The 12,783-nt window shown below is 65.0% G+C and carries 9 protein-coding genes; 1 reads left to right on the forward strand and 8 read right to left on the reverse strand.

What is annotated here, in order from left to right:
• Window positions 1-48: 48 nt before the first annotated feature.
• Together BL253_RS37995 and BL253_RS38010 are read right to left on the reverse strand one after the other, a co-directional pair.
• Window positions 49-1,227 carry an ISAs1 family transposase gene (locus BL253_RS37995; RefSeq protein WP_241835512.1) on the reverse strand — a complete coding sequence of 393 codons (1,179 nt, stop codon included), beginning with the start codon at window positions 1,225-1,227 and terminating at the stop codon, window positions 49-51.
• 1,701 nt (window positions 1,228-2,928) lie between these two features.
• Window positions 2,929-4,587 (reverse strand): AMP-binding protein, encoded by a 1,659-nt coding sequence (locus tag BL253_RS38010; RefSeq protein ID WP_076822935.1) that lies wholly within the window; start codon window positions 4,585-4,587, stop codon window positions 2,929-2,931.
• A gap of 665 nt (window positions 4,588-5,252) precedes the next feature.
• Here BL253_RS38010 and BL253_RS38015 point away from each other — a divergent pair.
• On the forward strand, window positions 5,253-6,023 hold the full coding sequence (locus BL253_RS38015; RefSeq protein ID WP_076822937.1) for an enoyl-CoA hydratase/isomerase family protein: 771 nt from the start codon (window positions 5,253-5,255) through the stop codon (window positions 6,021-6,023).
• Between the two features lie 680 nt (window positions 6,024-6,703).
• Here the strand turns inward: BL253_RS38015 and BL253_RS38025 are convergent.
• The 6 genes from BL253_RS38025 to BL253_RS38050 all read right to left on the reverse strand — a co-directional run.
• Window positions 6,704-7,468, reverse strand: a complete 765-nt coding sequence (locus BL253_RS38025; RefSeq protein ID WP_076822941.1) for an SDR family oxidoreductase — start codon at window positions 7,466-7,468, stop codon at window positions 6,704-6,706.
• The gene (locus tag BL253_RS38030) at window positions 7,465-8,532 is read right to left on the reverse strand and encodes a phosphotransferase family protein (protein ID WP_076822942.1); all 1,068 of its coding nucleotides are present in this window, start codon (window positions 8,530-8,532) and stop codon (window positions 7,465-7,467) included. The genes BL253_RS38025 and BL253_RS38030 overlap by 4 nt, the downstream gene beginning before the upstream one ends.
• Window positions 8,529-9,620 carry an acyl-CoA dehydrogenase family protein gene (locus BL253_RS38035; RefSeq protein WP_076822943.1) on the reverse strand — a complete coding sequence of 364 codons (1,092 nt, stop codon included), beginning with the start codon at window positions 9,618-9,620 and terminating at the stop codon, window positions 8,529-8,531. Before BL253_RS38035 ends, BL253_RS38030 begins: the two co-directional genes overlap by 4 nt.
• Window positions 9,613-10,782 (reverse strand): acyl-CoA dehydrogenase family protein, encoded by a 1,170-nt coding sequence (locus tag BL253_RS38040; protein ID WP_076822944.1) that lies wholly within the window; start codon window positions 10,780-10,782, stop codon window positions 9,613-9,615. Before BL253_RS38040 ends, BL253_RS38035 begins: the two co-directional genes overlap by 8 nt.
• A gap of 7 nt (window positions 10,783-10,789) precedes the next feature.
• Window positions 10,790-11,560: an enoyl-CoA hydratase-related protein gene (locus tag BL253_RS38045; protein WP_076822945.1), complete on the reverse strand. Its 771-nt coding sequence runs from the start codon at window positions 11,558-11,560 to the stop codon at window positions 10,790-10,792.
• Window positions 11,561-12,204: 644 nt separating this feature from the next.
• The coding region (locus BL253_RS38050; protein ID WP_131831696.1) for a flavin reductase family protein at window positions 12,205-12,783 on the reverse strand (579 nt) is incomplete at its 5' end.

Consider the following 12,783-nt stretch of genomic DNA (forward strand, 5'->3'; position numbering starts at 1 on the left):
CCTGGAACCAGCATGATCAGCGGAATCGACACCACGGATTAAAGCTCGTTAGCAAGCAAGTTTCATGATCGCTTCTAGTGGGCGTTCGGGGTGGCGGGCGTGGTGGCGGATGCCTGCGGCGAGGTTCGTGGCGCCGGTGAGGCGTAGGACCGTGATCGCGAGGTTGCGCAGGCTGGCCATGACCTGGGGCGCGTTCCCGGTCCGTACCTGGCTGAGGTCTTCACCGAAGGTGACGTCGCGGATCCAGTGCAGCTGGTTCTCCACCAGCCAGTGCTCGCGGGCGAAGGTGGCCAGCAGTGTGGGGCTGGCGTGGTGGGTCGGCAGGCTGGTGACGAGGTAGACGACCTCGGTCTCGGCCGGCTCGCCGGCGAGTGGCTGGCGGCGGCGGGTGATCTGGACTGCCTGCGTGGCGTGTGGGAAGAGCAGTCCGGCGCGGACCTCGGTGGCTTTCACGGTGCGCCGTTCGCGGCGGCCGTGGCCGCGCTCGACGGCACGCGCGGCGGTCTTCACCCGGCGCCAGGGCAGGGCTGTGAGCTGGGCATACAGCCTGGGCTGGTTGGCCTTGGCCGTGAGCACGTAGTGCGCCCCGTGGCTGACCAGCCAGCGCGCGGTCTCGGTCTGGGTGTGCAACGCGTCCGCGGTGATGACCACGTCGGTCAGGTCGACGTCGGCGAGCAGGACGGACAGCGCCGGGATCTCGTTCGACTTCGCGTCCACCGCGACCTGGCCGAGCACGACGCCGCTGACGTGGTCGAGCGCGGCGAGCAGGTGCCTACCGGGGACGTCGCCCGTTCGGGAACCGCGCAGGGTCTTGCCGTCGACCGCGAGGCGGCGCCGCGTCCCGGCCGGCGGGGTGGTCGCCGCGGCGGCCCACGCTCCCAGCGCCGTGTCGAGCGCGTCGGCGTCCAGCGCGGCGAACACCCGGCGAAACGTCGACTCGTCGGGCACCCGGACGACACCGAGCAGGTCAGCCACCGTCTGACCAGCGTCGGCGGACCATTCACCGATCGCGGTGAACGACCGTGCGCCAGCGAGCACCGCGCAGGTCGCCAAGGTCAACACCACGGCCAGGCTGTGCCGCCGACCGCGGGGTTTCCGCGGGTCCGACAGCTGGCCGAAGACCGCCAGCAGGCCCGGCGCCGACGGCGGCCGGTGGTAGCCGCCGGTGACGGCGGCAGCCAGCTGATCGAGAACAGGGGCAGGCGGTGATACTGGTGCGGCGGGCATGGCACCTCGGGTCGATCATGATGGCGTAGGAACCTCCATGATCTCCAGGTGTCGTGCCCGCACCCATGAAGCCCCCCGACAGGGCGTCAGCCTCTCGCTACACAGCCCCACCAGAAACCCCAGACAGCACCGACCACCCGCACATCAGCAAACTTGCCGGGGCCCTGGGCGGCCCCCGCTTCCGGTCACGCTTCTTCCCGCCGACGCCGGCCACTGCGGGCCCGGCCGAGGCTGCAGGTTGAGCGGTCCGAACTCGTCCACGCAGAAGACCACCATCGGCTCGCCGTTCCCGGGGTCACCTGCTGGTCGGCGATCGCGTAGAGCTGCTCGATCCTGGCCTTCTTCGTCCCGTAGTCCGGTAGGTCGAGCTCTTCCAGGTATTCATCCGTTGAAACGAGACGCCCTGCTCGCGGAGCAGGACCGCAGGCCGTCATGGCTGATGTCGTCAACCATCCCCTCGACGACTAGGAAATCCCCAGGGCAGCCTGACGGCCGCCCTGGCGGGTCAAGCACAGAACGGGTCAGGACCCCCGCTCACGCCCACAAGCACCAGCTGGCAGCCACCACCGTCGGACCAGCACCAGCTGCGAAGACCCTCGTGGGCGCGAGCCTGCCCACGTCACGTCGGGTTTTCCGGCCAAGAGGCCTCATTGAGCCTTCTGCTGTGATTGGTTTAGCTGCTGCCGGTTGTGACGTGACGCGCCGATGCGCATAGCTACGACTGCGCCGCTGTTGCGGCGAGTTTGGCAAGCGTTTTTAGCTGTTTACGCGCAAGGAATAGTTCGATATACGCGAGCGGGACCAGCACGAAACGTGGCCACGATACGATCGCTTTCAGAATTAGTCGGGAGCGATGTTCGTCGGCCGGCACAGCGACGTAACTCATCACAATGGATGGGCCGAATCGCGGCCGGAGGCCCAGAGTTATCTGGACCTCCGGATCGAATGATACGAGCCTAAAGAAAGGCATGAACTTCTGCCCGATTTCGAGTTCTTCGAGACCGGGCGTCAGATTTCGGGGGCTCCGGCGGCCGAAGTTGTCGATCAAGTCGTAGCTGTAYGGTGCGACACGTAGCTGGCAGAGCCATCGGAACACAGCTGCGCACGGAGCCTCAACGTCGACAGCGCGAAACCACACCACAGATCTCTCGGGAAGTTGGCCGTCGCACGGATACTGCATGGCGCGCTCGGCATGAGTGGTTCCCCAGTTTCTTGACCAAGCCAGTGACATACGACGCATCGCAGCATCGGACCGCGCCGACCTCATGCGGCGCAACTCCGAACGGAGACTGTGGTCGTTACTTGACGTGAGTTCACCGTGCTTTCCTACCATTCAGTCAAGGCAAGCCGCGTTCACTTCGTTGCCGAACGACATTGTATCTGCCGAAGAGTACGTCCGGGCAGGTCAGGCCKCATGTTCGTACTCGTGCAGGATGCCGCCGAGCCGGTCGCGTCGGTGGATGTTGAGGTGGGTGAGCCGGGGTCTGGTGCGGTGATCGGCTCGGGTAGCGCGTGGAGTGGTCTTGAGCCAATGCCGTTTAAGGCGCGCAGGTGGTCGTGGCGTAGCCCTGTCAGCGCGCAGCTTCGCCGGCTGCCGCCGGCGTGGGCCGCGCCTCGACCGGATCGCCGGGATGGCGGTGACCAGCGGGTTGAGTGTGAGCCAGAAGGTTGGGGCATTCGATGGTCATGCACGACCCACCGTCACAGGCTGGCCGACCGGTATGACTGTTCCAATCGCCAGTTCACGGCGTCGAACTCTCCGTCACGCGGCGCCGCCCGTAACGCGAACTTCTGAACCCGTTGACTCGCATTGCGCGGCAGCGCATCCACGAAGTGCACGAACCGTGGCAGCATGTGCCGTGTCATCCGATGCTCCAGGTAATCCAGCAATTCAGGCTCGTCAAGATCGGCTCCGTCGACAAGCACAACGAACACCTTGATCTCCTCGTCATTGTCGCCGAGTGGCACGCCCACTGCTGCGCACTCGCGCACCTGCGGATGGGCATTCACCTCCGCCTCAATGTCGAAGGAAGCGATGTTGACCCCGCGCCGACGGATGGCGTCCTTGTACCGATCGACGAAGTAGTACAGACCGTGTTCATCGCGGCGGAGTAGGTCACCGGTATGAAACCAACCGTTGCGCCACGCGTGCGCCGTAGCTGCCGGATCGTCGAAGTAGCCCAGATTCAACGTCCACGGGACATCAGCCCTGACGACTAGTTCGCCAGGCTCTCCGTCGGGCACCTCGAAGTCATTCGCGTCGACCAGACGCACCTCCAGTCCAGGCCATCCCTGAGCGAGACGACCGCAGCTCCTGGGGTCTTCGATGTCCCAACCGAAGGACAGGACCTTGACCGCCTCACTCATGCCGTAGCCGCTCGTTACTTTGACCCCAAAACGTGTCCGAAATTCCTCGTATCGGGGATGAACCGGCACCATATTCAGGTAGCGCAACGGATTATCGGCATCGTCCTCTCTTGGCGGCTGGTCGATCACAAAGTCGGCCATCGCGGCCACCAGGGTGGTCATCGTGCATCGATAAGCTCGCACATCGGCCCAAAAGTCTTGGGTACGAAAATGCGGTCGCACGACAGTGGTGGCACCAAGCATTGCGGATAGCACGATCAACATCCGGCCGGTGACGTGATTGGCAGGACTCGTCACGTAGATACAGTCGTCGCTACTGTACTCCGGTTTCCGGCTGGCGACAGCGCCCTGCACCATCGATCCCCACGGGATGATCACGGCCTTGGATGGACCGGTCGTGCCAGAGGTGAACGCCAGACGCGCAACATCACTCAACGCCGGACAAGTGAGCGATCCTGCGTCATTGCTCTCCCGCGCCCTGTAGACGGAGTCGGCGGGYACCACTCGGGCCGAGAATACCTCGCTGATCGGCGACGACGTTTCCGACCCGATGCAAATGAGCAGTCTCACCCACTGCAGTTCCGCCGCAAGCGCTTCCAGCATTTGACGACCCTCACCATCCGTGACGACCACCGCCGCCTTCACCAGGTTCAGCTGGTGCACCAGCAGGCGCCCCTTGGTATTCGGGCTGATCGTGACGTCAATGGCACCTAATGACGCAATACCACTCMAAACGCTGATCGCCTCGACCCGCCAGTTGAGGAGCGTGACCACCGTGTCTCCGGCAGTGACACCCTCGCGCCGCAGTAGTGCGGCCCACGAGACACTAGCGCCGTATACATCGGCGTAGGTAAACGCACTGCCGCTCGCGGCCTCAACCACAAACACCTTTTCCGGTGTCCGACCTGCCCATCGGGCCAGCGAGTGGAGCAGCGTCAGCTCCCCAGGATCCTCCGACTGCTGAAGCTCGCGGGACGCGTCGTCGGTGGTCATACCCACTCCTCGGCTTGCAACGCGGGATCGTTCATGTCCGGCGGCGGGCGCGGCAACGACTGCCGTCTCCTCACGCTATCGACCTTCCGGACGGTCGTCAACGCCGCCTGACCTCCGACAGGTGCCGCTCTGGAACGTTCGGCAGTGGCTTTCACTTGGCAGGATGCATGGTGCGGCGATCATCGGTCGACCGCGTTCATCGCCCAACTCGACGGTCGATAATAATGTATGTTTAACCAGGTCCRACCGGCTGGCCGATGTTCCGTTCCAGACGAAGAGCCGCAAACGGCAGGACTTCGACGCATGTTCGCGTCCCGGCGCGGCGTCGGCGAGTACCCTGATCTTCAGGGCAGCGCATCAGCGATAATGCACGTGGTAACTCGCGTGTTCCTACTGGTAGCCCTCACTCGCAGTGCCCGGCAGAGGAAGGGAGCACATCCCGTGCGGTTGATGGACAGCTGTGCCGCCGTCGGCGTGCGCAACAGCGCCTACACCCGCCAGACCGAGCGATCGACGCTCGACTTGCTTTCCGGCGAGCGGGAGTCGACCGGGCGCTCAGTACGAACGCGACGCCGCGCGGATCGCGCCGGCCGAGACCTTGAAACGCCCGCGGTGCTCGTGCTGGCCGTCGCGGGTGCGCCTGTAGGGACAGCCGAAGGAGTACCGTGGCGGGGATCAGGATCGAAGAACATGGAGACGTCGCGGAAATTGTTCTTGACGCTCCTCCGCTGAATCTGTGGACGGGTACGATTACCGCCGAGTTCGAAGGACTGCTCGCCGCCCTGCCCGGCAGGTTCCGCGCCGTCATGTTCCGAGCCGAGGGCGAGGTGTTCTGYGGCGGAGTAGACGTCCACGAGTTCCAAGGGCTGTCGGAGAACGACGGCGTCATGCTGATGGCGCGGATACTCGGACTCACGCACATGATCGAGGCCTTGCCGGTGCCCACGATCGCGGTCGTCGACGGCCTCAACCTGACGATCGGTTTTGAGCTCAGCCTTGGCTGTGACCTGCTGTGGGCCTCCGACCGCGCGAAGATGGGCCTGGTCGAGGCGAAGGTTGGTTTGCTGCCGGCGGGAGGCGGCGTGCAGCGCCTGGTAGCTCGCGCCGGGGTTGCCCGTGCCGCGCGGATGGTCCTCACCGGCGAGGTCCTTCCTGCAGCTACCCTCGAGGCATGGGGGATCGTCAACCAGATCTGCCCGGCCGACCAGCTGCTTCCCACCGCGCGTGAGTACGCCGCCGCGCTCGCCGCAGGTCCCACCATCGCGTTCGCCAGCGCCAAGCAGCTGCTGCGCCTCGCCAGGGACGCGGGCACCGCGGCGGCGGACGCGGCCACCCCGCACCTCGGCGGCCGGCCTTTCGGTACCGAGGACCTGCCCGCCGGCATCGCCTCGCTGCTGGAGCACGGCCGGGGCAAGGCGGTGTTTAAAGGGAGATGAGAACGGGCTCTCGTTGTGTACGAAGGGGCTTACGACCGGAGCTATCGGCCGAGGGCGTGGCAGCGCTCGACCAGGTGAGCTACGTCGTCAACGAACTCCCGTGCCCTTCCAGCGTGAGCAGCATCTGGCGAACGCCGATGGCACGTTGAGTTCCTCAAGTAAGGAATAGGCGGTCTCTTGCTGCGACCACATCGCCTTCATGGCCTGGACGAACTCGGCGAGGCGCCGGTAGCGGTTCGGAACTCGATGCCGAACAGCTCCGTCTTTTCGCGGAGCCACCCGGCGCCGAAGGCGAAGATCGGGCGACCGCCAGAGTAGAAGCCGAGCGTGGAGATGGTCTTCGCCAGCGCGATGGGACTCGTGCTCTGGTAGCAGCGACACCCCGGTGCCGAGCTCGAGCCGCGTGGTGACCGCCGAGGCGAGGGCGAGCGCGACGTACGGATCGGCCAGCCATCGAAGTGCAGCGGCAGCTTYCCGTCGTTGTAGTTCGTCTCGTACGCGATGGGCACGGCCACATGTTCAGGGAAGAGCAGCGCGTCGAAACCGGCGGCCTCGATGTAGTGGGCCAAGTCTGCCAGGTGATCGCTAGCCGCCATTCACGCAATCACCGGACCGCTTGGGCCAGCTGGTTTCGGTTCTGGAACGAACGGCTACGATCGGGTAGCATCAGCGGACCGTTCTTAGAGCGAGGTCGAGATTGGTGGTCGAACCATTGCCCCACCATCGACGACCAGCGTCTGGCCGGTAATCCAGGCAGCTTCGTCACTGGCCAGAAACGCGATGACGTTCGCTACATCAGCAGGTTCACCTAGACGCTGCAGCGGGAGCGCCGAGGCAAATGCGTCGCCGTGTTCCTCCCAGAGCGCTCGGGCCAGGTCCGTGCGAACCAGGCCGGGTGCGACGGCGTTCACCCGGACCTGTGGGGCGAACTCGAAGGCCAACTGTCGTGTGAGGTGCAGCAGCGCCGCTTTTGTGATGTTGTACCAGCCGATGGCTGGCTCGACAGTAAGGCCACCGACGGAGGCTACGTTGATGAYGCAACCCCTGTGCTGCGACATTGATGCGGCCCAGGCCTGCTGGCTCCACAGGAGCGGGCCTGTCTGATTCACGGCGACGGTTTTGGCTGCGCGCTGGGGGTCGAGCGCTGAGATGTGTCCGTAGAATGGGTTTGTCGCCGCGTTGTTGACGAGGATATCGATGCGGCCGAACTCGCCGACGCACGCTTGTATGCAGGCGCGTATCTGATCGGGTTCGCCCGCGTTGGCGGCGAACCAGCGGATGTCGAGATCCGGCGTGGCGTCGACGGCGGCCCGTAGGTTGCTTTCCCGGCGCGATGTGATCATCACTTGGGCGCCGTCAGCGGCGAGGCGTCGGGCTGTGGCCAGGCCGATGCCTTTGGACCCGCCAGTGACGACTGCGACCCGTCCGGTGAGCCGGCTGGTCATAGCGTGTCCTTCCGGGCGAGTTGCACGGCGCGGCTCGCGAACATCTCGATAAAATCCGGATAGCGCTTGACGCTGCTCTGGTCGCCGGCGGTCATCCCCTTGCTGTACCGGTCGAACACCCCCTCGAGGATGCAGCCCAATCGCCAATAGGCGAATGCCACGTAGAACGAGAGGTTGCGCACGGAATGGCCCAACAGCTTCTCATAGTCCGCCAGCACCTGCTCCGGAGGGCCAAATCCAGGGGCGGTGGTCGGTCCGCCGCGCACATGCAACACCTCGGCGGCCGGTCCGGACCAGGTCACATACAGGCCGGCGACGTCGGCCATCGGATCGCCGATCGTAGCGAGCTCCCAATCGAGGACGGCCCGGATCCGGCCTGTTCCGTCGAGGATCACATTGTCGAGTCGGTAATCGCCATGGACCAACGTTGTCCGGGTCGATTCCGGGACTGAGCCCGCTAACGCGTCATGGGCAGTGGACAACGACGCGAACGGTACGGCCACTTGCTGATGCTGTTTCAGCCAGCGGCGCAGTTGCCGCTGCAGGTAGCTTCCGGGTCGCGCCAGAACCTCGAGCCCGGTTGCCGCGAGGTCGGCCTCGTGGATCTGGAAGAGGGTGTCGACGACCCGCCGCGACGCCTCCTCCCGGGCCTTGACCGCCAAGGCGTTGGCCTCGGTCGCGCTACGTACCACGAGCCCCTCGACGAACTCAGCGACATAGAAAGGAGCGCCGAGGACACCGACGTCCGCGCACAGGCCGACCATGGCCGGAACGGGAACCTGGGTCGCCCCGAGACACGAGAGGATGAGGTGCTCGCGGGCGACATCGTGGGCTGTAGCGGACAGTTCGCCTCGAGGTGGTCGACGCAGCGCGAATGCTCCGGCGTCGGTTGTGATCCGATAGGTCAGATTGGACCGGCCCCCGGAGACGAGGTTAGCGCCCTCGATCTCGATCGAGCGACCCAGGATCGTTTCAAGCCAGCCGGTCAGCCGTYGCCGCTGATCCGACGACAACTCCAGGTCGTCGTGGCCTGAACCGGTTGGCATCATCACCTCCGCGCTCATGCGGCGAGCCGCAGGCGACCGATCTCCGCCATCAACTCGATTTCGTCGCCATACCATGTGCGGAGGGCGAGGATGCGCTTGTAGTACCATTGCAGCTCATACTCGTAGGTAAAACCGATCCCTCCGTGCAATTGAATCGCGTCTTCGCCCACGCCGCGCGCCAACTCGCCGGCCGCGGCCTTGAACGCCATCGCTGACAGGCTGAGCAGGTCTGCGCTCTGCGTCGAGGCGTCCTCGGCGACGGCTTCCGAGAAGTTCTCCAGCAGGATGACCCGTTGCGCGGCCGTGGCCGCGATCTGCCGCACGGCTTGAAACGTCGCGATGGGAGCGCCGAACTGCTCTCGGGTGACGATGTGGTCCAGGGTCAGGGTCAACGCGCGGCGGGCCATGCCGGTCAGCTCCGCTGCGAACATGATCCGCGACCATGCCCGCATCAGCGCTATGACCCGCATGGCGTCCATGCCGTCGGCCATCACCGCCGACGAGGCCGGGACGTCGACGAACCGGACGATCGCCAGGGGTACGCCTGGATCCGCGCTCTCGATGCTTTCAATACTCAGGCCCGATGCGGCTGCGGCTACCAGGCAAAGCTGAGCGCCGGCCGGCGAATCGGCAACAACTAACAGCTCACTGCAGTGTGGCGCGTAGCGGACCAAGCGGATCTCGCCGTTGAGCCGTCCGTTCCGCGTGCTCACAGTGCCGGCGCACCAGTCCAGACTTATGCCTGGGTCGGCCCACGCGAGCAGGTGGGTGCCAGATCGCAGCGCCTGGATTCGTAGCCGTGTGGCCTCGTCGAGGTTCAATTCGCTCAACAGGAGGGCGGGCAGCACCATCTGCTCGACAAAGGGTCCGACGGCAAGCCGTTCACCGAAGAGCCGGAACGCGGGAACGAGGTCGTTGAGGGCCAAGCCGACGCCGCCGTGTTTTTCTGGCACTGCCAGGTCGAACCACCCGTCCGCGGCCGCCGCCTGGCGCAGACTCGCGCCGTCGTCGTTTCCCTCCAGCAGGGCCAACCGGATCCCGTCGCCATATCTGTGATCAAGAAAAGCCGTGACGGCGGTCAGGACGTCGTCTGCGGCGCTACCCACGCGGCAACTCCAGCAGCCGATCGGCGATGATGTTCCGCTGCACCTGGGAGGTCCCTCCGTAGATCGACACCGCGCGGGAATAGTAGTGGTCTTTAACCCAGCGGGCACTGTCGAGTCCCGCGCTCGGGTCGTGCGGGGTGAGGCGAAACGGTCCGAGGAGGTCGCTGATCGAGCTGTAGACCCGTTGCTCGACCTCGTTGAGGCTGAGCTTGTCGACGGAGTCGTATGGGCTCGGCACCTCCCCACGCACCTTGCGCGCCATCGTCTTGCGGGTCTGAGCCTCCAGGCCCCGGACACTTACATACGCCCGCCCAAGCTGTTCGAGCGTGCGCGGTGCGACGGTTCCACCGGCCGAACGATGACGGCGGATTTCAGCAAAGGCCTCCTCCACGGCAACGTCGTACTCAACCATCCGTCGAAGGGTGTAGGAGCCACGCTCATGGCTCAAGGTGTCTTGCGCAATTGTCCACCCCGCATTGAGGTCGCCAATCAGGTTGCCACGCGGAACTTCGACGTCGTCGAAGAAAACCTCGCAGAACTCGCTGTCTCCGGTCATCTGAACGAGCGGCCGGACGCTGACCCCGGGGGTGGCCATGTCGACAGCTATATAGCTGATGCCGCGGTGTTTGGGGGCGTCGCTGTCCGTGCGGGCAAGCAAGGCACACCAGCGGGCCTTGTGGGCCCAGGAGGTCCAGACCTTCTGCCCGTTCACGACGAACCTATCACCGTCGATCTTTGCGGTTGTGCGCAGCGACGCCAAGTCCGAGCCGGCGTTCGGCTCCGAGAAACCCTGGCACCACATTTCGTCGCCAGAAAGCAAGGGGGGCAGCAGGCGTGCTCGCTGCTCGCTGCTCGCGTACGTGTCGATCGACGGCCCGACGACGTCCAGGCCAATCAGGCCGATCGGCATCGGAGCCCGTGCCCGGGCGAGCTCCTCAGAGAAGACGAGCTGGTGCAGGGGCGTCAGCCCTTGTCCGCCGGACTCGCGGGACCAGGAAATGCCCACCCAGCCGGCGTCGTAGAGGGTACCCTGCCAGGCCTTGAGCACCTCGAAACGGTGGTCAAGATCGAGGGGCACGCTGGGGATGTCCGTGGCGGCGAGCCAGTCTCTGACCGACGCCCGATAGTCCGCCAGCGTCGGATCGTGTGGTGGGTCGGTCATGAAATCCTCATCGTCCTGTGTAGCGGGGTTCGCGCTTTTCGAAGAAGGCCGCGACCGCTTCCTTGGCGTCGTCGTATCCCGACAGCTCGCCGGTGAGGCTCTGTTCGAACTGGTACCCGGACCGGAGGTCCATATACTCGATCTGGTTGAGGCTCCGTTTGGCAATGCGGATAGCGACCGGGCTGTGTCGCGCGATCCGGTTGGCGAGGCGATGAGCCTCTTCGATCATGTCCGCGTCCGCCACGACGCTCACGATGCCGCCGTATGGGGCCAGCTCTGCCGCGGTCACGAGGTCCGCCGTGAGGTGCATTCGTCGCACCACCCCTTGCGGTACCAGCCGGGACAGATGCTTTGCACCGCCCATGGCGCCAACCTGGATCTCGGGAAGGCTAAACCGGGCACTCTCGCCCGCAACGACCAGATCGCACGACCCCGCGAGCGCCACACCGGTGCMGACAGCCACACCACGAACGGCGGCGATCACTGGCAGCGCGCAGTCATAGATCGAAATGAAGGCTTCACGGACCTGCAGCATTCGGATCGGGGCGTTGTCCGGGGTCATGGTGGCGAACTCCGCCAGGTCGTTACCGCCACAAAAGTGCTTCCCCTCGCCAGCGAGGATCACCACTCTTGCCTCAGGCGCGAGTTCACGGATTTTCGAAAACACTCCCTTGATCTCTGCATACATCGGTAGGTTGACAGCATTCACCGGGGGACGACACATCGTCACTGTCGCGACACAGCCGGTCGTGGCGATGGAAAGGAACTCGAAACCCACATCGCGATACTATCGTCCGACCGGTCGGTTGTCTACGGGTGGTCCAACGGGGGCTCGGATGCGTTCAGATCGCTCATCGCGTGCGGGCGCCGACGGGGCCCGGACCGCCCGTCGGAGGCGGCGTCCGATGTGGGTAGATAAGAGTCGACGATCTGACCTCTACTCGAAATCTTCTTCCCGAGGCCTAGAGGAAGGCGCGAACACGGAATCGAGGAGAGGCCATGCTCGGCGCCGGCCTCTAGCCTCGACGCACGCATGACTCCAGTGATGGTGGTGACCAGAGACTTGTGGGACAGGTGCGTGTCCTCGATCTTCACCGCCCACGGTCGGTCAAGCACTGGCCGGGTCGGGCGCCAGCTCGACCGCAGGGAACCTCTTCACACCTGGGTCGAATCGCCGGCGGCGAAGCCGGCGCCGTGTCGACAGGGAGAGACGTCCAGGCGAACAAGCCCCGCTAGAGCCTGGCCCAGGCGCGCCGTGATCACCCAGACACAACGGGTGGCCTCGCCCGCTGTCGGCGGGGCGATTCCCTTCGCGTCGACCTTGCGCATCGCCTCTTCAGGCACCGCTGACAACGCCGAAGATCACGCTTGGATCGAGTTCCTTGCGGCGACAGCGCTTTGGACCCGACTCGGCCGGTGCCGTTACAGGTCGAGCACGAGCCGAGGGGTACGGGATCGGGACACGCAGATCATCATGGTGCTGTTGGACTCTTGCTGCTGCTTGGTGAGGACCGAATCCCGATGGTCCGGAACGCCATTCAGAACGGTCGTTTCGCAGGTGCCGCATGTCCCTTCGAAGCAGGAGCCCAGCACGTCGATACCGGCGTCTGCGACGACGTCGAAGATCGTGTCGTCTGGCGCCACGGTGAGGGCGACGTTGCTTCGTTGAAGCACCACCTCGAAGTTCGTGTCGAGAACGGGCTTCTCCGTGGGCTTGGGCGCAAATCGCTCTAGGTGCAGAGCGCCGCTGGGCCATGTCACGCAGTGTGCCTCGACGGCGGCGAGCAGCGGCTCGGGTCCGCAGCAGTAGATAAGGGTGTCTGGCCTGGGTGAGACCAGAATCGTTGCTAGATCAAGCAGTCCTACCTCGTCTTGGGGGCGCGTGGATACCTTGGCCCCGTAGCGGTCGAGCTCGGGGAGGAACGCCATCGATACGCGTTGGCGGCCGCCATAGAAGAGCCGCCAGGCAGCGTTCGCGTCTTCGGCGGCGGCGATCATCGG

The sequence above is a fragment of the Pseudofrankia asymbiotica genome, from assembly GCF_001983105.1.
GTDB lineage: Bacteria > Actinomycetota > Actinomycetes > Frankiales > Frankiaceae > Pseudofrankia > Pseudofrankia asymbiotica.

Coding starts and splice junctions, on each gene's coding strand:
- BL253_RS37995 (WP_241835512.1), bottom strand. CDS start 1,227: ATGCCCGCCGCACCAGTATCACCGCCTGCCCCTGTTCTCGATCAGCTG.
- BL253_RS38040 (WP_076822944.1), bottom strand. CDS start 10,782: ATGACCGACCCACCACACGATCCGACGCTGGCGGACTATCGGGCGTCG.